The following is a 23,393-nucleotide window of genomic DNA, read 5'->3' as shown; positions in this document are numbered from 1 at the left end:
TTAATCAAATATAAAGCCCTTTCCGATAATATCGAAAAGGGCTTTTTTGGTTATGATAACTTTAGTTAAGCTTCCAGTTCCTTATCCAAATGCTCGGTAACTCTCTGAATGGTGTTATCTATCGTATTACTCAAAATTGTTAAGTAAGATCCTTTCTTGGCATTGTTAATAGCTTCTTGCAAGCACTCGGTACTTTTGTTATTAATTATAATTTCCTTATTGGGATCAACTTCATGAATACCCTTTATAAGTAAATCAATTAACTCTTCCTGAGTACGGCCACGTAAATATTTCTCCTGGCAGATGTAAATTTTATCAAACATTTGCGCTGCAATGCGTGCGGTTTCAATAATATCTTCATCCCGCCTATCACCGGTACCTGAAATAATGCCTACATGTTCGGTTGATTCTACACTTTGCAGATAAGCTTTAACGCCGTTAAAACCATCAGGATTGTGGGCAAAATCGACCAAAACTTTAAAGTCTTTAAACCTGAAAACATTCATCCTGCCTGGCGTGTGGGCTGCCGATGGAATAAAAGTTTCCAGTGATAAACGAATATCGTCTGTTTTATAGCCCCATAAGTAGGCAGCAAGTGTTGCCGCCAAAACATTCTGAATCATAAAATTAACCGAGCCACCAAAAGTTAATGGAATGTGAGTGGCTTTATCAACGCGTAGCTTCCAATCTCCGGTTTTTATGGTGATGTAGCCGTTTTCATAAATTGCCGCCACACCGCCTTTACGGCAATGCTCTTTAATAACCGGATTGTTCTCATCCATACTAAAATAGGCAACGTTACACCGGGCATCTCTTGCAATTTTCACACAGTAACCATTGTCGGCATTTAGAACTGCCCAGCCTTTGCGGCGAACGGCACCGATTACTACAGCCTTAACCCTGGTTAAATCATCGAGGTTATGGATGTCTGCAATGCCCAAATGGTCTTCCTGAATGTTGGTTACCACACCAATATCGCATTGATTAAAGCCCAGGCCGGCTCTTAAAATACCCCCTCTGGCGGTTTCCAAAACTGCAAACTCTACAGTGGGGTCTTTCAAAATAAACTCTGCACTTACTGGTCCGGTGGTATCGCCCTTCATCAACATCGTATTGTGTACATACACGCCATCGGAAGTGGTATAGCCGACTCTTTTGCCATTACTGCGAATGATATGTGCAATCAAACGGGTTGTTGTGGTTTTTCCGTTGGTACCAGTTACGGCAATGATTGGAATTTGCGATAGTTTACCTTGAGGATAAAGCATATCTATAACAGAGGCCGCAACATTTCTTGGCAAGCCTTCGCTAGGCGCAAGGTGCATTCTGAAACCCGGAGCTGCATTAACTTCTAAAACAACACCACCATTTTCGGTTAGCGGTTGCGTTAGGTTTTGGGCCATAATATCAATGCCACAAATATCTAAACCGATTACGCGGGAAATGCGCTCGCAGATAAAGATATTTTGCGGGTGAACGATATCTGTAACATCAATTGATGTACCTCCCGTGCTTAGGTTCGCGGTCGATTTTAAGTAAACAACTTCACCTTTTTCTGGAATGGTTTCCAGGGTGTATTCCTTTTTTGCAAGCAAATCAAGTGTATCACGGTCGACAGCGATTTCTGTAAGCACGTTTTCGTGCCCATAACCACGGCGAGGATCTTCATTTTCCTTATCAATTAATTGTTGAATGGTGTGTATGCCATTTCCTTTTACGTGCGCCGGATCGCGTTGCGCCGCCGCAACAACTTTATGGTCTATAACCAGTACACGGAAATCGAACCCGGTAATAAATTTTTCTATGATAACCCGTCTGGAATATGTTTTCGCATACTCAAATGCAGCTCTCGCGGCTTCAAGCGTTTTCACATTAATGGTAGCGCCTTTGCCATGGTTTCCATCCAAAGGCTTAAAAACCAATGGAAAACCAACTTTTTTTACTGAGGCTTCCAAATCATCGGGGTTGGAAATGGTAACACCCGATGCCACCGGAATTGCGGCTTCGGTTAACAATCGTTTTGTTTCCTCCTTGTTGCTGGCAATATCTACGGCAATGCTGCTGGTTTTTTCTGTCATAGTTGCCCTAAAGCGAACCTGATTTTTACCATAACCTAATTGTACCAGAGAACTTTTGTTCAGTCGTATCCATGGAATACTCCTGCTTACCGCTTCCTGAACGATGGAGCCGGTGCTTGGCCCCAGTGCTTCAAGTTCACGGATTTCTTTCATCCTGCGGATATCAGGTTCCAGGTCATACTCAACATTATCAATTAAGGCCTGTGCAATTTTTACCGAAGCTTCTGCTGCATAAACGCCAACTTTTTCCTCCAGATAACTGAAAACAACATTGTAGATACCTTCGGTTTTGGTTTGGCGTGTTCTGCCAAAACCAGTTTCCATACCGGCAATGGTTTGAATTTCTAAGGCAATATGTTCGATAACATGCCCCATCCAGGTGCCTTCTTTAACGCGGGCAAAAAAACCGCCTTCAACGCCTTTCGAGCATCTGTGGCTAAACATGCTCGGCAATAATTTCTCTATACGTTCACTAAATCCTTCAATGGTGTTAGTTGGCCTTTGCTCTAATTCTTCCAAATCCAGTCGCATTTGTATTAGTTTCTTGCGACTTATAGACCAGATATTCGGCCCTCTTAATACTTGTATGTTTGATATCTTCATGTAATATTTTGTCGTTTTTTATTAAACAAGCGTTCGCTACGGCCTATTTAATTTAATTTTTAAGGAGGTAATTGATGATTGTAAATTATGCATTTATTTTGAAAGTAGGTACAGCAATTAGCTAAATCAAATTTTGTGCACAATTGTTTTATTTTCAGCAGGAATGCAGCTGGTTTTCCTCGGGATTATTTCAACTTTTGTTAATAAAATGAATATTATTGACAAAAAAAGTCGTGTTTTTTATCTTATCCTGATATATTTGGGTTTTTTGATACTATAATAATACACAAAGAATGGTTCCGAAAGGTAAACTCATCATCATTGGTGGCGCGATAAATACTGGCAGTTTTGCAGAAACGCAATTTGGATTGCCAGAGAACATGAATTTTTTTGAACGTGGAATTTTAAAAAGAATTACAACAGAGTCAATTAAAGACACCGAATCACGCTTTGAAATTATTACAACAGCATCGTTAATGCCCGAAAAAGTTGGGGAAGAATATATTAAAGCCTACGCTCAGCTGGACGTTCATAATGTTGGTGTTTTAAATGTGACTAACCGCGAGGAAGCAAACGCCGAAGAAAACTGCGAGCGCATAAAAGCAGCTGAAGTAATTATTTTTACCGGCGGCGATCAGTTGCGCCTTTCATCAATTTTCGGCGGAACGAAAATTCACCAGATTCTTTTAGAGAAGTATAAAAACGAGGCGGTGGTTATTGCCGGAACTTCTGCCGGGGCAGCGGCAAGTTCTAAGAATATGATTTACCAGGGAAGCAGTAAAGACGCCTTACTTAAGGGAGAGGTGAAAATTACCGGCGGTTTAGGTTTTATAGATGATGTAATTGTGGATACCCATTTTGTACAACGTGGCCGGATTGGACGTTTGCTCTATGCCGCGGCCAGCAATCCTGGCATTTTAGGCATTGGATTGGGCGAAGACACCGGTTTATTTGTTTCTGATGGTCATGTTATGGAAGCTATTGGTTCGGGCATGGTTATTTTAGTAGATGGCCGTCAAATGGCTGATACAAACCTGACCGATGTTGAAATGGGACAGCCTGTTTCGATAAAAAATATGGTTGTACACGTTATGTGCGATGGCGACGTTTATGATCTAACGGACCATAGTTTGGTTATCCACCATCCGAAAGTGGTTCCGATAGGCTAATTCAGTTTTCAGTTAACAGCCATTATTTTTTGAAAATGACATCTCGATAATTGATGCTAAATCTCGATAATAACAATGAAATTAATTATACACGGCGGTTTTTTTAGCGAATCTTCTACAAATCAGGAAACCAAAAAGGCGAAACAAGATGCACTGGGTCATATCGCAACTTTGGGTCATGAATACCTAAAAACGCACACTGCATTGGAAACGGTTGTTTATACAATTGCCTTGCTTGAAGACAATGAATTGTTTAACGCCGGCATTGGCTCTCAAATCCAGAGCGACGGAAAAGTTCGCTTAAGTGCATCGTTAATGGATGGGAAAACCGAAAAATTTAGTGGCGTAATTAATATAGAGGATGTTAAAAATCCTATTGAAATTGCCCAAAGCCTCCTCGTTTATGACGATAAAGTGTTAAGTGGCGAAGGCGCACAAAAATTTGCCCGGGACAACGGTTTTACCTATTTCGACCCCATAACAGCTCAGCGAAAATCAGAATACGAAGCGAAAGTAAACCAACAAAATAACAAAGGTACTGTTGGCTGTGTTGCCTTGGATGGTGACGGAAATTTAGCCGCGGGTACTTCAACTGGCGGTAAAGGTTTCGAAATTCCTTGTCGTGTAAGCGATTCTGCAACAGTTGCCGGAAACTATGCCAATCAATTTGCCGGTATTTCGTGCACTGGAGTTGGCGAAGACATTGTAAGTGGGGCGCTGGCGGCAAAAATTGTTACCCGTGTTACTGATGGTTTTCTTTTAAAAGATGCATGCGATAAATCTTTCAACGAACTTAAGGCTTTTGATGGTTTCGCTGGTGTGATCGGAATTACGTCGGCAGGCGAAATTTACCATTGCGATTCGCACCCTTACATGGTATGGGCGGCTTTTGATGTTAATTTACAGGTATTTAGCTAAAAATTGATTTAAAGTATTATTTTTGTTGCATGACTAAAATGGTTATCGCTTTTTTAAGCCTTTTTGCCTCCCTACAAATTCAAGCACAGAATATCGATAAGTCTGACCAGGAGCCTGGGATAGGGGGAAGCGCCATAAATATTGCGGTTTCTAAATATGACCTCGCCGAAGGCACAAATTATTTTGAAGATGCAGAAGGTTTGGAAAAAAAAGGCGATTTTAATGAAGCCTTAACCCTTTTTGGCAAAGCTGCCTTTGAATTTAATGCGGTAAAAAACTTTGGTTTATATTGCCAGGCATTGATTAAAATGAGCAATATGCACTACCAGTTAGGCCGTTTTACAGATGCTGAACAGATATTGTTGAATGTTGTATTGAAGAATTACTCAAAGATGGGTAGTAGAGTTGGGCAAATGAATACCTACAACATTTTGGGCAAAGTTTACCTTGCTGATAATAAGTATACACAGTCAATGTGGTTTTATACACAACAAGGCATCCTTGCGAAACAGCTTAGAAGTAGCAACGCTTATATAGAATCGGTTTTGGGACTTGCTCAGGTCAAAATCAGGAAGAAAGATTTCACTTTAGCCACTAAAGATTTAAATCAAGCTGAACTGCTTGCCAAATCTTTAAAAAGTAATCAATATAAAACACAGATTAAAGAATCACGTGAATTGATTGCGAATAAAGTTTCTCCCAAAAAATAGATTTTTGTTGCTCAACCGAGAGGTTTTGTGTTAAATAGCACGCATGAGTGTTGTTAAGTAACTTTTCAGCCACTCCTTATTCCATTCCAACAAAGACTACGCTAAGTTTTCTGCCAGACAGGCATTTCAGTATCCTGAATTTGTAATTGTTAATTTTTGTTAAAATAATGAAGCCGTAATCGCCTGATTTTAAAACAAAAAGTGGCCTCCAACGTTATTTTAAGACAATTGCTAAATAAAAACCTTTTGGCTAAATTTGATACATTTAACAAGAGACGGTAATAATGCTGTCTCTTGTTTGTTTATTTGATAAAATGGTATCATATTGGCTATATAGAATATAGAAATGGATTTTAAATTATTTAAAGAGATGTTGAAGAGAATATTTTTTGTACTTTTTACTGCCGCGGTTATTGCCTGCCACGCGGCCCCGAAAACCCAACCAGTAGTAGAGGGTGTAACTAATGTGAAGCCAGACGAACAGCAACAGTTGGTTATTAAGGAAGTGGTAAATCTTATTGAAAGTTACAATTATAAAAAGCTTGAGATTAATGACTCCATCTCTTCGCTGATTTTGGATAAATACATAAAAGCACTGGATCAGGGCAAAAATTACTTTCTGGCATCCGATATTAAAGAGTTTGAAAAATACAGGTTTACGCTTGATGATGATTTCAAAAACGGAGATTTAAGTGGCCCATTCTTTATCTATAATGTTTATGCGAAGCGTTTAAATGAATATTTCAGTTATTCACTTGCGCAGATTAAAAATAAATACGACTTCAATCAGACAGATACTTATGTTTACGACCGAGAAAAAATGCCTTGGGCAACTTCTACAACGGCCTTAAACGATACCTGGAGAAAACGTATCAAATATGAACTCATTAATTTAAACCTGGCGGGCACTGCGCAGGCTAAAAACGTAGAAACTTTAACCAAGCGTTATCAGAATCTTCAATCGCAAACTTCCAAAACTAATAACCAGGATGTGTTCCAAATTTTGATGGATGCTTTTACAGAATCTATTGATCCGCACACAAATTATTTTAATCCGGTAAATGCAGTTGCTTTTAATGAAGATATGTCTCGCTCATTTGAAGGCATTGGCGCAAGGTTACAACTGGAAAATGAAGTGGTTAAAATTTCGGAAATTATTGCCGGCGGACCTGCCTTCAAGGATAAACAATTAAGTCCTGGCGATAGAATCATCGCGGTTGCCCAAGGTGATAATGGAGAGTTTGAAGATGTTGTAGGCTGGAGATTAGATGCAACCGTTTCTAAAATTAAAGGCGCTAAGGGCACAAAAGTTCGCTTAAAAGTGATTCCGGTTGGTAAGGAAATGTCATCTAAACCAGTTATTATTTCACTTGTTAGAGATAAAGTGGTTTTAGAAGAAACATCAGCCAAGAAAAAAGTAAAAACTGTAACCCAGAATGGTAAGGAATATAAAATGGGTATCATTACCCTACCTGCCTTTTACGCCGATTTTAAAGCTGCAAATGCTGGTGATAAAAATTATAAAAGTACTACCCGTGATGTAAGAAAGCTTATTGATTCGTTAAAAACGTTCGATAAGGTTGATGCCATTGTAATGGACTTACGCGGCAATGGTGGTGGCTCGTTAGTTGAAGCCATTTCATTAACGGGTTTGTTCATCGATAAAGGCCCTGTTGTACAGGTTAAAGATTTACGCGGCAAAATTGAGGTTGACGAAGATGAAAACACAGGTGTGGCCTGGGATGGACCTTTTGGTGTAATGGTTGACCGGTTGAGCGCTTCTGCCTCTGAAATTTTTGCCGGTGCAATTCAGGATTATGGTCGCGGTATTATTATGGGAAGCCAGACTTATGGCAAAGGAACTGTTCAGTCTTCTATCGATTTAAACAAATTAGTTAACCCAAGTATGTTGCAAAGGGTAGCAGGTTTAATTACAAAAAATAAGACAACTGGAACAGCGCCATCATCTACCAATGCAGCAGATATTAACCTTGGCCAAATTAACCTTACGATGGCTAAATTTTACCGTGTAGCGGGCAGCAGCACGCAACACAAAGGTGTAACTCCAGATGTTGTATTTCCATCTTTATACCCAATGGATAAAATTGGCGAAGATACCGAGCCGTCTGCATTACCTTGGGATGTAATTCCAAGCTCGAACTTTAAGGCAGTTGCAAATTTAACTGCGGTAAAACCGAGCTTAATCAAAAACAGCGAGCAACGTATTGCTAATTCATTGGATTTTAAATACCTTAAACAGGACATCGCTGAGCTTAAAAAACGTGATGCTGAGGTTTCAGTAACACTAAACGAAGCAAAATTAAAGGCAGAACGCGATGCTCAGGAGACCAAAACCCTGGCAAGAGTAAACGAATTGAGAACCGCCAGAGGTTTGCCACCGATAAAAAAGGGTGAAAAAAACACTAAGCAAGATTCGTTTGATTTTATCGAAGATGAGTCGTTACATGTAATGGGTGACTTTATGCAACAATCTGGCAATTACGTTATGAACCTTGGGTTAATGCCTAAGAATAATTAAATTCTAGTTTGAAAAGAACCCGCTAAAATTTAAATTTTATCGGGTTTTTTTTGCTTTACAACTTGGCTTTTAATCTTATTTTCCTTGCTGTCCAGGCTGATTTTGCCTGTTCAACTGCATGGCCATCATTTCCTTCATGGTTTTATTCATCCCCTCTGTGCTGCCATCCAAGAAAATAATATTCCCTTCACCGTATTCAGCAAACTGCTTAATGGCTTCAGTCCACATGGTAAATAGAATAACCGAAGTATCAAGATTTGCCTGTTGCATTTCATGTGCGGCATTTGTCATACCCTTTGCAACTTCCTCTCTAAACAGCGCAATACCCTGTCCACGTAGCTGAGCAGCTTCACGTTCGGCCATAGCTGCAATTTTAATTGCATTACCATCAGCTTCAGCACCTTTTGTTTTGGTAATCAGCAAAGCCTGACCTTCATTTTCTGCAGCTGCCTTTAAATTATTGGAAGCCACAACCCTGCTCATTGAGCGCATAATCTCTTCATCGAAGGTAATGTCGTTGAGCTGCAAATCTTGCAGGTGATAGCCCCAACCATCTAAAACCTGATCTATTTGCTCCTTAACATGCAAAACGATTTCATTACGCTGAGCCAAAACGTTAGCTTGTTTTTGTGTAGCCACATAGGCACGAATAGAACCCTCAATGGTTCTGATTAATGCTTGCATCAAATTGGTTGCATCAACAAATTTAAAGGCTACGTTTTTAATGGTTTCTTCATCCTGATTTACAACAGAATACAAAAGCATAGCTTTAAAATAAACATTTGCCTGATCCTGCGTTACCGCCTGGAAAGACAACTCTACAGATCTGTTTTGAATGGAAATGCGGGAGTAAATCTGCTCAATGAGCGGAATTTTAAAGTTCAGGCCTGGTCTTAATTGCCTTTGATACTTACCGAAAACGGTTATAACGGCAATTGTACCCTGTTTAACTGTTACAAACGAGCTCAGCAGGATAATGATTCCGAAGAATATAAGAATGTAAATTGCGTATTGCATAATTAGATTTTTTTATGAAGTTATAAAAAATTCATACAAACTACATGATGGTTTTTGTAGCTTTATTTTTTCCTAACTAAATTATATTCAAATGAAAAAGAATTTATTTCTGCCTGCAGCTGCCTTGTTATTACTGGCAGCCTGCCAGAACGATAAAAATCATCAGGCTACTGAAGCAGACCAAAGAACTGTATTTTTTGATACCGACGGAATGGACACTACCGTAAAGCCGGGCGATAACTTTTTTCTTTACGCCAACGGAAAATGGATGAAAAATGCTCAGATTCCTAAAACTGAAACCGGCTGGGGCTCCTTCTATACGCTTTATAACGACAACCTGAAAAACTTAAAAAGCATATTAGAGCACGCCGCAAAGAGCAGTGCCACTGCCGGCACCGCCGAACAAAAAGTTGGAGATTTTTACGCAAGTGGAATGGATTCCCTAACCATCGAAAAATTAGGTACAGAGCCGGTTAAACCATTGCTATCAAAAATAGATGCTATAAAAAATGATAAAGATTTAATCAATTTTATTGCCGATGGATTCAAAGAAGGCGAGGGAGACTTGTTGGGTTTTGGTATTGAACCGGATGATAAAATGAGTTCAAAAAATGCGCTGGTTTTTATGCAGTCTGGTATTAATTTACCAGAGCGTAGTTACTATTTGGACCAAGATGATAAGGCAAAGAAAATCAGGACGGAGTATGTAAAATACATCAACAAGATATTCACCTTATCGGGCGATTCTGCTAATGCAGCAAAGTACGCAGATGACATTTTGAAACTTGAAACAGCGCTTGCAACTTCGCATTCTACACCTGTTGAACTTCGTGACCCGCAGAAAAACTACAATAAATTTGCTGTGGCAGATTTCCAGAAACAGATGCCAAATATCGATTTCAAACTGGTTTTAAATAAACTTGGCGCTACTACCGATACGGTAATTGTTCGCCAGCCAAAATACTATCAGGCACTTTCGGGGTTGATAAAGAGCCAGCCTATTGCAATCTGGAAAGAGAAATTGAAATTCGACGCGTTAAATGCCTCGGCCAATGCGCTTACCAAATCATTCAGAACGGCTAAATTCGATTTCTTCGGTAAAACTTTATATGGCCAGCCATCACAAACTGAAAGGTGGAAAACCATGGTAAGCAACACCGACAGAAACCTTGGCGAACTTTTAGGACAGCTTTATGCCGAACAATATTTTAAACCAGAGGCTAAAAAACGCATGCTCGAACTGGTGAACAACCTGCAAAAAGTTTACGAAGACAGGATTAAAAAAGTAGACTGGATGACTCCTGAAACTAAGAAAAAAGCTTTAGAGAAATTGAACGCTTTTGTTAAAAAAATCGGCTATCCGGATAAGTGGAAAAAATACGATGATGTCGAAATTTCAAAAAACACGTATTACGCAAATCTTCAATCAGCTAAGAAGCATGACTACAAAGAGATGATAGATAAGCTAGGCAAAGCTGTAGATAAAACAGAGTGGGGAATGACGCCGCCAACTGTAAATGCATATTATAATCCATCATTTAATGAAATTGTTTTCCCGGCCGGAATTCTGCAATTTCCATTTTTTGCATTTAATGCCGATGATGCGATCAACTACGGAGCAATTGGTGCAGTTATCGGCCATGAAATGACTCATGGTTTTGACGACCAGGGGCGCCAGTATGATGCTGCCGGTAACTTAAAAGAATGGTGGACAAAAGACGATGCTGCTAAATTTAAAGCTAAAGCAGATAAAGTAGTGGCATTTTATAACAATTTCTCGTTGTTAGATAACCAGCACGTTAACGGTGCCCTAACCCTTGGCGAAAACCTGGCAGATATTGGCGGGCTGAACATTGCTTACGATGCATTCAAATTAACCAAACAAGGCCAAAGCAGTGACAAGATTGACGGCTTTACACCAGACCAACGCTTCTTTTTAGGTTTTGCACAGGTTTGGAGAATGAAGAGCCGCGATGAAAGCATGCGTGTGCGTTTAAAAACTGACCCACATAGCCCCGAAATGTTCCGTGTTAATGGCCCGGTTTACAATATGGAAGCTTTCTATAAAGCATTTAACATACCCGCAACGGCCAAAATGTACGTAGCACCTGCAAACAGGTTGGGCGTTTGGTAGTTCCAGTTTAGTTATAAAATTACCGTTGCATTTCTAGCCACAGATGCCCAGATTTTATCTGCTTATCTGTGGCTTGTTTTTTGGATTATCTCATCTTTTTTTCTAAGCGCAAACAAAAATCAATTTTTTTTGTCTTTACTCTGATAATTTTAAAACTATGAACGTAAAACGCACTTTTGGAACCGTCCTAACCATTTTAGGAATAATTGGATTAATTTATGCAGGTTGGGGTTTCGTACAACATAGCCAGCAAACCCGTGGATTACTCGTTTACGGTGTAATTGGATTAATATTTTTTGTTTCGGGAATTGGATTAGTGAAAAATACTAAGGACGAGGCTTAGGGCCAAAAAAGCCTGGCGCTCTCAAATTTCTAAACCAAGGTATGAACCATCTGTAGTTTTTCTTAGAACGTATAACAATTAGTTGGTTATTTCCTTTTGCCTTTAATAATTAGAAACTGGCTATAAGCAACCAATGACCCGGCTAAAATAATAATGCCCGCAGATAATAAATTTTTTGGGTTTTTGTTAATGTAAAATGCGGCAGCTAAAACTAAAATTGCCGCTGCTACACCTACGATATAATGAAGAATTAATCCTTTTTTCATTGTAAAATTTATTTGTGGTTGGTAATATTAAAACTTCCGACCTGCCGAACAAACGATTCTAACTTATTCTTTTGCTAAAGTGATTCTGCTATTTTCAAAGGAAAGCTTATGGCCTGTAAAATCTTCATCAGTCAATTGCTTAATTCGTTTAAAAGCCCTTTCATTTTCGTCTACCGTTAATCGATTAATTTTGTCTTGCTGTACAGAAACCACATCTGCATACAGGAAATCGCCTTTCGAGTTAATTTTCAATTGAAGTAATGGGGCAATGCCATTGTTCCCTTTTAAGCTAAACATGCCGTAAGTGCAAAAATTACCCAAACTGTAAGCAATAAATTTATTTTTATAAACTTCTACCGCTCTGGTTACATGCGGCCCATGACCAAGAACCACATCCGCACCTGCATCGATAACTGCGTGCGCAAATGCATAAACATTACCACGGTTTTCGTTATAAAAAATCTCATTTTTTCGGGTTACATGTTCAAACCTTGCCCCTTCACCGCCGCCGTGAAAAGACACAATTACAACATCAACTTGCTTTTTTAACCGGGCAACTAATGCTTTAGCACTATCAATTTTATTGATAGAAACGGTGTTTTCGTTGGGTGCAAATGCACAGAAACCATATTTAACACTATCCTTTTCGAAAATTTCGAACGGTTTATTAACCTGTCCCGCGTAATGTATTTTTAAAGAATCTAAAATCTTCACGGTATTTTTTCTTCCTTTTGCATCGAAATCGCCAACATGGTTATTTGCAATGCTTAACACATTAAATCCTGCTTTTTTGTAAATCCCGGCGTAACGTTCGGGCATGCGAAAAGCATAACAATTGTTCGGATTTATGCCATTACACTTGGTCGAATTCCCAGCGTTTAAAAAACAGCCCTCCAAGTTCCCGAAAACAATATCGCCTTTAAGTAAGCTATCGACGGCCTGGAAACTGTTCACCGCATCATCGGGCGGAAGGTTTACGGTTGCCGGAAAAGCCGAACCCAGCATGATATCACCTACAGCTGTTATCGAAATTGTGTCCTTAATTTTCGTGATAATAGTATCGGCTTTTTGCTTTGAAACAGTTACCTGAGCACTATTACCGGTGCAGCTAAGAAATATGATTACAATGAGGAATGATAAAATTATGCTATTGGTTAACTTCATTTAGTCGTGTTATGTTATAAAAAAATCCTTCCCAAAATAATGGAAAGGATTATATTTTTTAAATCGAAAATCGTCAATCGGGTTATTCTACCGTAAAATCTTTCTTAAATGATTCAAGAATTCTTCCACCCTTGTAAAAATAACGGCTGTAATACGGCTCGTTCAAATTACTAATTACCACACCGCGAGAGCTTGATGCATGTGCAAACCTATTATCGCCAAGGTAAATACCAATATGAGAAATGCTTCTGCTTTTTATTTTGAAGAAAACCAAATCACCTTCCTTTAAATCTTCTTTAGAAAGCGGGTCTACCATGCTAAAAATATCTCTCGAATTTCTTCTAATTGTAGTGTTGAAAACTTTGTCGTAAATCGCTTTCGTAAAAGCTGAACAATCAATGCCTTTTTTTGTGTTTCCGCCGAAACTATAAGGGGTTCCAATCCATTCGTAAACAAATTTGTACAATTTCAAGTTTGAAGTCGCATCTACTGCAACACCCATAACCTGCGAGAAATACTGAGATGCAAGATTGTCTGGGTCTGTTAATTCTTTTCCGGATTCTTTCGTTTTTGTTTGCGCAAATGCGGCTGAGAGCGTGCAAATAGCGATTAGGGATGAAAACAAAAATTTTTTAATCATGTTATACAGTTATGTTTGGGTAACTCACTTACACATTAACGTACACCACATGGGCTTATTGTTGGTGTCCAAAAATATCAATAATCTAAATGTCATCCAAATGTTTTACGTTTAAAATAAAAAGTTATTAACATTTTCACGGTTTTTACACAATAATTGACGCCCAAAAACTTAAAATAATCTGGAAAGCACAGCCTGTATTTCTTTCAGTCCGAAAATCCTGCTATCACTTCAATCTTTTTGTGATTGTTAGCAGATTACTTCAATGGTTTGCAACAAAAAGTATTTCCGCTCTATCAGGTTTATCATCATTGGCTTGTTTTCCTGGAACAATAATTTACACTTTCGAAATAATCATCTCTACCTTTTTTGTGATAGGCTAAATGCATTAATTTGCCAGTTTAAATTGGAAGCAAAGCACGAAGCAGCTTACCACGCGGGATAAAAGATTCCCAACACTAGCTACATTCCTTTTTTGTTTTTAGGAACGGACATGATGGGTTAGAAATCCTTAAAAAAATGCGCAAACCGGTTTGTTACTTAAACCCGACAGCAGCGATTATACTTTTTTGAGCAGGTACATTGAAATTTTTCGTAAAATTTACAAAAAAGATAATGCGAATGGCGGGGCTGCCCTAACGCAAAAACCACTGTAATTGCCTTTCTAATAAAAATTAATAAATTACGGTAATCAGTCGTTTAACAAAATTATATTTTACCATTAATTAAAACGAAATGGTTGATTAACTGTCAATTTAAAATCTGTAAAATCGTTGTTTTGAGCGAAATAGGCGGGATGATGGAGAATTAAACATAAAACAACTGTTAAATCTACGATTGTAGGTAAGTGCATGATGTTTTTACATTAGAAAGTGCCAAAAATTACAATAAAAAAATTAGATTTGCTGTCGCAAAAAAACAAATATCCTAAAATGAGTGCAGTAGAAATAAATAAAGATACTTGGTTGAAATGGTTCGAATCGATGTTGCTTATGCGCAAATTCGAAGAGAAAACCGGCCAGTTATACGGACAACAAAAAATTCGTGGCTTTTGTCATTTATACATTGGGCAAGAAGCTGTGGTTGCAGGCGCAATATCTGCAATGCAAAAAGGCGATTCGATGATTACTACTTACCGTGATCATGCTCATGCTTTAGCTTTAGGAGTTAGTGCCGATAGCATTATGGCAGAAATGTATGGTAAAGCTACAGGTTGCTCGAAGGGTAAAGGTGGTTCTATGCACATGTTTAGCAAAGAACACAACTTTTATGGTGGCCATGCAATTGTTGGAGGTCAGATTCCGCTAGGTGCTGGTGTTGCTTTTGCAGAAAAATATAAAGGAACAGATAATGTTAACATTTGTTATATGGGCGATGGCGCTGTACGCCAGGGTGCATTAAACGAAACATTTAACATGGCCATGTTGTGGAAATTGCCGGTAATTTTTGTTTGCGAAAACAATGGTTATGCAATGGGTACTTCGGTACAACGTACCACCAACATGACTGATATTTACAAAATTGGTTTGGGTTTCGATATGCCATGCGCTCCGGTTGACGGAATGGATCCGGTTGCTGTACACAATGCAATGGATGAGGCGATTCAGCGTGCCCGTAAAGGTGAGGGGCCAACGTTCTTAGAAATGAGAACTTACCGTTACCGCGGTCACTCCATGTCTGACCCTGCAAAATATCGTACTAAAGAAGAATTAGAGGATTATAAAGCAAAAGATCCGGTGGAGCATGCAAGAGAAACAATTCTTAAAGAAAAGTATGCAGACCAGGCCTGGATTGAAGAGGTAGAAGCTAAAGTTAAAGCTACTGTAGACCAGGCTGTGAAATTTGCAGAAGAGTCTCCTTGGCCAGATGCATCTGAATTATACAAAGATGTATACATGACTGAGAACTACCCTTACGTAATGGACTAATATTATTAAGATTTCAATTAATTAGATATAATGGCTGATGTAATTAAAATGCCCAAAATGAGCGACACCATGACCGAAGGGGTTTTGGCTAAGTGGCACAAAAAAGTGGGCGATAAAGTGAAAAGCGGCGATGTTTTGGCAGAGGTAGAAACTGACAAGGCAACAATGGATATGGAATCTTATTGGGATGGAACACTTTTATACATTGGTGTAAAAGAGGGTGAAGCTGTTCCGGTTGATGCTGTTATGGCCGTTATCGGTAAAGAAGGTGAAGACTTTCAAGCAGCTTTGGATGCTGAATCTGGCAGTGATGGAGCAGCAAGCACCAAAACCGAAGATAAGGCACCGGCAGCAGAAAGTGAAAAACCAAAAGCGGAAAATGAGGAAGCTCCTGCTCAGGGCGGCGGCTTAACTGAAGAAGAATTAGCAGCAAAAGGTGTTACGGTAATTCGTATGCCTTTGTTAAGTGATACCATGACTGAAGGCGTTATTGCCGAATGGCATAAAAAAGTTGGCGACCAGGTTAAGGATGATGATGTTTTAGCTGATGTAGAAACCGATAAGGCTACTATGGAGGTTATGGGTTATGCAACCGGAACTTTACTACACATTGGTGTAGAAAAAGGTGAGGCGGCTAAAGTAAACGGAATTATCGCTATCGTTGGGCCTGAAGGGACAGATGTTAGCGGAATTTTAGCGGGCGGTTCTGCTCCGGCTGCAAAAGCTGAAAGCAAAGAAGAAGCTCCGAAAGAAGAAAAACAAGCAACAACTGCTGATACAAACTCTTCTACTCCAGTTGCAGAAAGTTCATCGTCTGATAGTCGCGTTAAAGCTTCTCCATTAGCTAAAAAAATCGCCAAAGATAGAGGGATTGATTTATCGCAGGTTTCTGGTAGTGCAGAAGGCGGACGTATTATCAAAAAAGATATCGAAAATTATAAGCCGGCGGCTGCTCCAGCGAAATCAGAATCAGCTCCGGCTGCTGCTGAAAAAGCTACAGCTGCTGCACCAGTTATCCCAACTTTTGTTGGTGAGGTTAAATTTACCGAGCAACCGGTTTCGCAGATGCGTAAAGTAATTGCTAAACGTTTAGCAGAAAGCTTGTTCACTGCCCCACATTTCTACTTAACTGTAAGTATTGATATGGATAATGCAATGGCAGCCCGTACTGCAATTAATACAGTTGCGCCTGTTAAGGTTTCTTTCAATGATATCGTTATCAAAGCTGTTGCGGTTGCACTGAAAAAACACCCGGCAGTTAATTCATCATGGGGTGGCGATAAAATCCGTTTTAATGAGCATACGAATATTGGTGTTGCTATGGCTGTTGAAGACGGTTTATTAGTGCCAGTTGTTCGTTTTGCAGATGGCAAATCATTATCGCACATTTCTGCGGAAGTAAAGGATTTTGGAGGAAAAGCAAAAGCGAAAAAACTACAACCATCTGATTGGGAAGGAAGCACTTTCACAGTATCTAACTTAGGTATGTTTGGTATTGATGAGTTTACATCAATCATCAACTCCCCTGATGGAGCAATTTTATCAGTGGGTGCCATTCAACAAGTGCCTGTTGTAAAAAATGGCGCTGTTGTTCCTGGTAATGTAATGAAATTAACTTTAGGATGCGATCACCGTGTGGTTGATGGCGCAACCGGAGCACAATTCTTACAAACGTTGAAAGGTTTACTAGAAGAACCAATACGGTTGTTAGCTTAATCGATTTTAATTTTCGCTTTGCGAAAAATTACAGTTATACAAAGCCATTCCTTTTAAGGAGTGGCTTTTTTGTTTAAATAGCTCTTGCTGATGTTTACAGGCCGTTAACTTTGCGAAAAATCGAGCCTTTGATATCTACTGTATTGAAATTTTCGAGCAGCCCTAATTTTAAACCGGATAGCTTTAAATAAGTTAAGACTTGCTTGTGGTGAACCGGAGATAAAATTTCAACAGATTTTATTTCAATGATTACCAGGCTGTTTATCAACAGGTCGATTCTATATCCGGCATCTAATTCATTATCGTCAAATAGTATTGGCATCTGGACTTGCCGTTTAACATGCAAGCCGCTTTTCGTTAACACATAAGCTAATACTACTTCGTAGGCAGATTCTAGAAGGCCTGGCCCAAGTGAATTATATGTTGTAAATATTGCACCTCTTATCTGATAAGAAAGATCGTTTTCATCCATATTAAATTTCTTTAAGTTAATGGGATGAATATTCTAAGATATGCAAATAATTGGCTGCTTAAAGCTTTTGGTTTCGGCATTAATAATCTAAAGTTCAAGTGAATCTTTTTTATCTGCGGGAAATAAAAAACTGTTCGCATAGTAATAAGCCTTAAAAAAATTCCCGCTGATTTACGCAGATATCGCAGACAAGAATTGATGTCCAGATCCCTAAACTAGATTATTAAAAAAAAATTCGCGTGATCTTTTTTATCTGCAGAAAAATAAAAACTGTTCGCATAGTACTAAGCCTAAAAAACTCCCGCTGATTTACGCAGCTATCGCAGACAAGAATTAATGTCCAGATCCCTAAAATAGATTATTAACAAAAAATTCGCGTGAATCTATTTTATCTGCGGGAAAATAAAAACTGTTCGCATAACACTTAGCCTAAAAAACTCCCGCTGATTTACGCAGATATCGCAGATAACAATTGATGTCCAGATCCCAAAACTAGATTATTATCAAAAAATTCGTGTGAATCTTTTTTATCTACGGGAAAATAAAAACTGTTCGCACAGCACTTAGCCTAAAAAACTCCCGCTGGTTTACGCAGATATCGCAGATAAATTTGAACCAATATCCTAAAAGTATATTTTTGTTTAAAATCTGTGTGAATCTCCTTCATCTGCCGGGATAACAGCAATCCATCAAATTTTACTATTTTTGATTAGAACCTAAACCAAACCAGATGAAGAAACTATTTTTTTTGGCAATAGCCGCAAGTGCATTTGCAGCTTGTAAACAAAGCGATAAAGCTAATGGCACAGATGCAGATAAAAAATTCGCTTCAATGTGCGAAACCTATTACCAGGATGGATTAAAACTGAGTCCAATTTCTGCCACCTACATTGGCGATGAACGCTATAATGATTTGCTTCCAAATGATGGTTCACAAGCTTATATCGCTTCAAATAAAAGCTTCAATGAGCGGTATTTAGATAGCTTAAAACGGTACGACAGAGAGAGTCTTGACCGAAACAACAAACTTTCTTTCGATTACATGAAAGACCAAATTGATATGAATCTCGAAGGATTCAAATATCATACTGAATATTTCCCATTCAATCAAATGTTTGCTTTGCCCTTAACTTTTGGTCAGCTGGGTTCTGGAACCGGTGCACAGCCTTTTAAAACAATTAAAAACTATGATGATTGGTTAAAACGTGCCAATGCATTTGCTGTTTGGGCCGATACCGCCATCGGCAATTTTAAAAAAGGCGCCAGTGCAGGCTACGTACTGCCAAAGGCTTTAGTGTCGAAAATGATTCCACAAATGCAGAGCATGGTTGTTGCTACGCCCGAGCAAAGCCTTTTCTACGGCCCTGTTAAACTGATTCCCGCTTCATTCTCGCCAACAGAGAAACAGAAAATAACAGCAGATTATCGCAAAGCAATAATGGAGGTAATTATTCCGACTTATAAAAAACTTGGCGACTATTTAAAAAATGAATATTTGCCAAAAGCAAGGTCGACATCTGGTTATTCGGCTTTACCAGGCGGCGCCGAATGGTATGCTTATTTGGTTAGGCAACAAACCACAACAAACAAGACCCCAGAAGAAATTTACCAGACAGGCTTGAAAGAGGTTGCCAGGATAAAAGGTGAAATGGATAGCATAAAAAATCTTGTCGGGTTTAAAGGCGATTTGAAAGCTTTTTTCGAATACATGAAAACGGATAAAAGGTTTATGCCCTACAAAACACCTCAAGAGATATTGGCAGCCTTTGAAGATATTCATCAGCGAATGAAACCAAATTTGAAAAAGATGTTTGAAAAAGAGCCTCAAACACCTTTTGAAATCCGACAAACGGAAGCATTCCGGGCGGCATCGGCGAGTGCCGAATACAATCAGGGATCGGCAGATGGAAAGCGGCCTGGCATTTTTTATGTTCCAATTTTAGATGCAAAAACTTTTAACACTACATCAGGAATGGAATCCCTGTTTTTGCATGAAGCCATTCCCGGACATCATTACCAAATCTCCCTGACACAGGAAAATACCGCTCTTCCTAACTTTCGCCGCTTTGGAGGCCATAATGCATACGTAGAGGGCTGGGCATTATACTGCGAATCTTTAGGTAAAGAATTAGGTCTTTATCAAGATCCTTATCAGCACATGGGCGCTTTAGGAGATGAGATGCACCGGGCAGTTCGATTGGTAGTCGATGTTGCCATCCATGCTAAAAACATGACAAGAGAAGAGGCAATAAAATATATGACCGATAATGAAGCCATAAGTACCGAAGGCGCCACAGCAGAAATAGAACGCTACATGGGGATTCCGGCACAAGCATTAGGCTATAAAACCGGCGCTATGAAAATACGGGAACTAAGAGCAAAATATGAAAAAGCATTAGGCCAAAAATTTAAATTAGCTGCTTTTCATACCGAAGTACTGAGGGACGGCTCGTTGCCTTTATCTGTTTTTGAAGCCAAAATGAATGCTTGGGCAGATACCCAAAAGTAAGTTATATCAAAAATAAGTATAAGCCTGCCGGTTAAAATAGCAGGCGGGCCCCATGCTAAATTCTGCTCGGGTGTGCGTACCTGGTATCAAACTAAATTTAAACTGTTTCTTTATAACTTTGTTAATTAGGAAACACATTAATCATGGATAAAGAAAAACTAATTCAGGAAGCATACCTGGTTTCCCATACAATCGAAGAAAACGGAAACTTTCCAAACAACCCGGTTTACCCGTTAATGATTTACAAAGGAGCATTCAGGTTGCATCCTGATGATAAAATCGAGGTGATTAAAACTGTTTTTGCACAGAATGGCTACTCGAACACCTGGGTAGACGGGATTTTCGACTACCATCATTACCACAGCAATACGCATGAAGTTATGGGGGTTTTTTGTGGCAATGCCGATGTGCAATTTGGCGGCGAACATGGTGTTTGTATTGAATTAGATAAGGGTGATGTGGTTGTGATTCCGGCAGGTGTTGCTCATAAAAGACTAAGAGCCAGCGATGATTTTACTGTGTTAGGTGCCTACCCCAAAGGTTCGGATTACAATATGAGGTATGGAAAGCCTGAAGAGCGGCCTGAAGCTGATGAAGATATTGCAAAAGTGGAGCGGCCCGATAACGACCCGGTTTATGGAAACGACGGCCACTTATTTGAGTGCTGGTACAACAAAAATTGTAAGAATGTTTAAAACTCTTTGTTTTTTTGGCTTCAAAATTCTTTAATTTTCAGGTTTTAAATTTAGTCTACCTGAATAAATGAATTTTAAATATATAATTCCGGCAATTGCCATCTCCTTAACTCTTTTAACCGCTTGTAACAGTAAAAAATCCGAAGAAAAAAAAGCCGCCGATGCAAAAATCAGAACTAAAGATGATGACAAAGCCGACAGCCTTTTACTGGTTTACAATCCGGCTAAGGGCGATAAATGGATAGCCGATTTTGTAGATAATCTGCACAAAAAATATGGCTTTAATGGCAATATGCTGGTTGCAAAAGATGGTAAAATCCTGTACGAAAAAGCAATTGGCTGGGCAGATTATCTGCATCGCGACAGCTTAAAAATTAATTCAGAATTTGAGCTTGCTTCTATCACCAAAACATTCACCGGAACAGCAATTATGCAACTGGTTGAAGCGAAAAAGCTGTCTTTAAATGATGATGTAAAAAAATTCTTTCCTAATTTTCCTTATGATGGAATTACTGTGAAATTGCTTTTAACGCACCGCAGCGGGATGATGAATTATGTTTATTTTATAGATGACATTTGGCGCAAAGAAAAGCGTAACATGAAAAAAGGAGTTACCAACCAGGAGGTAATGGATATAATTGCTGAGCGCAAACCGAATCCTTATGTAAAACCAGATAACCGTTTTCACTACAATAACTCTAACTTTATGGTATTGGGAGCAATCATTGAGAAAGTTACCGGCCAGCGTTACTCACAATACATGATGGAACACATTTTCAAACCTGCGGGAATGAAACATACGCATGTTTACAGCACTACAGAATATGAAAAAGTTCCGGTTGATGTTGTTGGTCATGACCGGACGTGGAGATACTCGGCAGCGCAAAACTTTTTGGATGGACCGGTTGGCGACAAAGGAATTTACAGCACCGTACACGATTTGGTTTTATACGACAAATACCTCAAAAGCAATCGTTTTATAAATAAACAAAGTACCGATTCATCTTATGTTGGCCGGAATAAACCCGTTAACGGTCACTTTAACTATGGTTATGGATGGAGAATGTTCGACGGCGAAAAGATGGACAAAGTTGTTTATCATACAGGCTGGTGGCACGGTTTCCGCCATATTTATGTCCGGGATTTAGATAAAAACATAGTTGTTATTTTCCTTGGAAATTTAACAAACGGAAGCTTGATGCATCTTGATGATTTGTACAAACATTTAAATATGCCGATAATAAGAAAAGGCGCATACCATGGAAATGGCAGCTTGCCTGGCAGTGACGAAGATTAAATGAAAGCCTCGAACTATGCTCGAGGCTTTTTTTTATTTTTTCCTTGCATTTCATTTACACAAAAACGGCATTCTGAAAAACAATTTAGCTTAAATTCGTTTTTATAATAAACACAAAATTATGTTCGATAAATTATTCGCGGCACAGCAAAAGGCCGAAGAAATTAAGAAACGTTTAGATACTATTTCGGTTTTTGGCGAGGTAGAAAACGGCGCTATTAAAATTACTGCGACTGCAAACAAGGCCATTACGGGTGTTGCAATTGATGAAGATTTCTTGAAAAATGCAGATAAAGAAGAACTGGAAGAATTACTGCTAACAGCGATTAATAAGGCACTTGCCAATGCTGAAGAAGTTAGTTCAACAGAGATGCAAGCCTCAGCAAAAGATATGCTTGGCGGGCTCGGTGGCATGTTTGGCCAATAAGGCTAACCTTCACCACGAAAATTAATCAAGAATCCTCATTCATAAAAATAAATCAACTGGATATGAAATTTACCTACTACGGCCAATCGTGCTTTTTAATTGAAGCTGATGGCAAGAAATTTCTTTTTGACCCCTTTATAAAGCAAAACCCTTTAGCCAAAGAAATCGATACTTCTAAAATAGAAGCTGATTATATTTTAATTAGTCACGGCCATGGCGACCACGTTGCGGACCTGGTTGAACTGGCCAAGCAAACAAACGCCGAAGTAATTGCGATGGTAGAAGTTGCAAAATGGATTAAGGAACAGGGTGTAGAAAAAGTTACCGATATCAATTTTGGAACCCAGGAACTTTCGTTTGGAAAATTACGTACCGTTTGGGCGGTACACAGCAGTTCAAATCCGGATGGTAGTTATGGAGGAAATCCAGCTGGTTTTGTGCTCACACTGGCGGGTAAACAAGTTTATTTTGCCGGAGATACTGCCTTAACACTCGAAATGAAATTATTAGCCGAATTGTACAACTTAGATTATGCAATCTTACCAATCGGCGGCCATTACACAATGGGCGTAGATGATGCCGTTATTGCGGCCAAATATATCGATTGCGATAAGGTTATTGGCGTACACTACAACACCTTCCCGCCAATTAGCATTGATACAGACGATGCCGTTGCAAAGTTTAAACGTGAAAACAAAACACTATTACTGCCAAAAATTGGCGAAACGATAGATTTATAAAAAAAAGGGTTCCGATTTTCATCTGGAA

Annotated in this window: 19 protein-coding genes; 13 read left to right on the top strand and 6 right to left on the bottom strand. The window is 39.1% G+C overall.

Annotation, left to right across the window (positions count from 1 at the left end; all coding sequences use genetic code 11):
• Nucleotides 1–65 precede the first annotated feature (65 nt).
• The gene (gene cphA / locus AC0IWT_RS17765; RefSeq protein WP_471798172.1) at nt 66–2,681 is read right to left on the bottom strand and encodes a cyanophycin synthetase; all 2,616 of its coding nucleotides are present in this window, start codon (nt 2,679–2,681) and stop codon (nt 66–68) included.
• 293 nt (nt 2,682–2,974) lie between these two features.
• Between cphA and AC0IWT_RS17760 the strand changes: the two genes are divergently transcribed.
• The 4 genes from AC0IWT_RS17760 to AC0IWT_RS17745 all read left to right on the top strand — a co-directional run bounded on the left by AC0IWT_RS17760 (nt 2,975) and on the right by AC0IWT_RS17745 (nt 8,017).
• Nucleotides 2,975–3,850, top strand: coding sequence for a cyanophycinase (locus AC0IWT_RS17760; protein WP_056872663.1), 876 nt, complete (start codon nt 2,975–2,977; stop codon nt 3,848–3,850).
• A gap of 75 nt (nt 3,851–3,925) precedes the next feature.
• The gene (locus AC0IWT_RS17755) at nt 3,926–4,768 is read left to right on the top strand and encodes an isoaspartyl peptidase/L-asparaginase (protein ID WP_471798171.1); all 843 of its coding nucleotides are present in this window, start codon (nt 3,926–3,928) and stop codon (nt 4,766–4,768) included.
• 29 nt (nt 4,769–4,797) lie between these two features.
• The gene (locus AC0IWT_RS17750) at nt 4,798–5,478 is read left to right on the top strand and encodes a hypothetical protein (protein ID WP_471798170.1); all 681 of its coding nucleotides are present in this window, start codon (nt 4,798–4,800) and stop codon (nt 5,476–5,478) included.
• 346 nt (nt 5,479–5,824) lie between these two features.
• Complete coding sequence (locus AC0IWT_RS17745; protein ID WP_471798169.1) at nt 5,825–8,017, top strand: carboxy terminal-processing peptidase; 2,193 nt, start codon at nt 5,825–5,827, stop codon at nt 8,015–8,017.
• Between the two features lie 75 nt (nt 8,018–8,092).
• Here the strand turns inward: AC0IWT_RS17745 and AC0IWT_RS17740 are convergent, their stop codons facing one another.
• Nucleotides 8,093–9,034, bottom strand: coding sequence for an SPFH domain-containing protein (locus AC0IWT_RS17740; RefSeq protein ID WP_056872667.1), 942 nt, complete (start codon nt 9,032–9,034; stop codon nt 8,093–8,095).
• Between the two features lie 91 nt (nt 9,035–9,125).
• On the opposite strand from AC0IWT_RS17740, the gene AC0IWT_RS17735 reads away from it, so the two are divergent.
• A complete protein-coding gene (locus AC0IWT_RS17735; protein ID WP_471798168.1) occupies nt 9,126–11,168 on the top strand; it encodes a M13 family metallopeptidase in 2,043 nt (680 codons plus the stop codon).
• A 157-nt stretch (nt 11,169–11,325) separates the two neighbouring features.
• A complete protein-coding gene (locus tag AC0IWT_RS17730) occupies nt 11,326–11,511 on the top strand; it encodes a hypothetical protein (RefSeq protein WP_056872669.1) in 186 nt (61 codons plus the stop codon).
• 86 nt (nt 11,512–11,597) lie between these two features.
• Here AC0IWT_RS17730 and AC0IWT_RS17725 read toward each other — a convergent pair whose 3' ends face one another.
• From AC0IWT_RS17725 to AC0IWT_RS17715, 3 genes are all read right to left on the bottom strand, one after another.
• The gene (locus AC0IWT_RS17725) at nt 11,598–11,777 is read right to left on the bottom strand and encodes a hypothetical protein (RefSeq protein ID WP_056872670.1); all 180 of its coding nucleotides are present in this window, start codon (nt 11,775–11,777) and stop codon (nt 11,598–11,600) included.
• Nucleotides 11,778–11,840: 63 nt separating this feature from the next.
• Nucleotides 11,841–12,941 (bottom strand): CapA family protein, encoded by a 1,101-nt coding sequence (locus AC0IWT_RS17720; RefSeq protein WP_471798167.1) that lies wholly within the window; start codon nt 12,939–12,941, stop codon nt 11,841–11,843.
• Nucleotides 12,942–13,023: 82 nt separating this feature from the next.
• Nucleotides 13,024–13,581: a C40 family peptidase gene (locus AC0IWT_RS17715; RefSeq protein ID WP_056872672.1), complete on the bottom strand. Its 558-nt coding sequence runs from the start codon at nt 13,579–13,581 to the stop codon at nt 13,024–13,026.
• Between the two features lie 932 nt (nt 13,582–14,513).
• Between AC0IWT_RS17715 and pdhA the strand changes: the two genes are divergently transcribed.
• Together pdhA and AC0IWT_RS17705 are read left to right on the top strand one after the other, a co-directional pair.
• Nucleotides 14,514–15,509 (top strand): pyruvate dehydrogenase (acetyl-transferring) E1 component subunit alpha, encoded by a 996-nt coding sequence (gene pdhA, locus AC0IWT_RS17710; RefSeq protein ID WP_056088996.1) that lies wholly within the window; start codon nt 14,514–14,516, stop codon nt 15,507–15,509.
• Nucleotides 15,510–15,539: 30 nt separating this feature from the next.
• Nucleotides 15,540–17,225 carry a 2-oxo acid dehydrogenase subunit E2 gene (locus AC0IWT_RS17705; protein ID WP_471798166.1) on the top strand — a complete coding sequence of 562 codons (1,686 nt, stop codon included), beginning with the start codon at nt 15,540–15,542 and terminating at the stop codon, nt 17,223–17,225.
• A gap of 94 nt (nt 17,226–17,319) precedes the next feature.
• Here AC0IWT_RS17705 and AC0IWT_RS17700 read toward each other — a convergent pair whose 3' ends face one another.
• On the bottom strand, nt 17,320–17,697 hold the full coding sequence (locus AC0IWT_RS17700; RefSeq protein WP_471798165.1) for a GxxExxY protein: 378 nt from the start codon (nt 17,695–17,697) through the stop codon (nt 17,320–17,322).
• 730 nt (nt 17,698–18,427) lie between these two features.
• Between AC0IWT_RS17700 and AC0IWT_RS17695 the strand changes: the two genes are divergently transcribed.
• The 5 genes from AC0IWT_RS17695 to AC0IWT_RS17675 all read left to right on the top strand — a co-directional run bounded on the left by AC0IWT_RS17695 (nt 18,428) and on the right by AC0IWT_RS17675 (nt 23,365).
• Complete coding sequence (locus AC0IWT_RS17695) at nt 18,428–20,206, top strand: DUF885 domain-containing protein (RefSeq protein WP_471798164.1); 1,779 nt, start codon at nt 18,428–18,430, stop codon at nt 20,204–20,206.
• 143 nt (nt 20,207–20,349) lie between these two features.
• Complete coding sequence (locus tag AC0IWT_RS17690) at nt 20,350–20,901, top strand: hypothetical protein (protein ID WP_471798163.1); 552 nt, start codon at nt 20,350–20,352, stop codon at nt 20,899–20,901.
• A gap of 67 nt (nt 20,902–20,968) precedes the next feature.
• On the top strand, nt 20,969–22,198 hold the full coding sequence (locus AC0IWT_RS17685) for a serine hydrolase domain-containing protein (protein WP_471798162.1): 1,230 nt from the start codon (nt 20,969–20,971) through the stop codon (nt 22,196–22,198).
• Between the two features lie 121 nt (nt 22,199–22,319).
• A complete protein-coding gene (locus tag AC0IWT_RS17680) occupies nt 22,320–22,625 on the top strand; it encodes a YbaB/EbfC family nucleoid-associated protein (RefSeq protein WP_056872678.1) in 306 nt (101 codons plus the stop codon).
• A 62-nt stretch (nt 22,626–22,687) separates the two neighbouring features.
• On the top strand, nt 22,688–23,365 hold the full coding sequence (locus AC0IWT_RS17675; protein WP_471798161.1) for a metal-dependent hydrolase: 678 nt from the start codon (nt 22,688–22,690) through the stop codon (nt 23,363–23,365).
• Nucleotides 23,366–23,393: the final 28 nt, after the last annotated feature.

The organism is Pedobacter sp. AC464 (genome assembly GCF_979253075.1).
The sequence above is the reverse complement of the archived record's forward strand: the minus strand, read 5'-3'. Positions and strand labels throughout refer to the sequence as shown.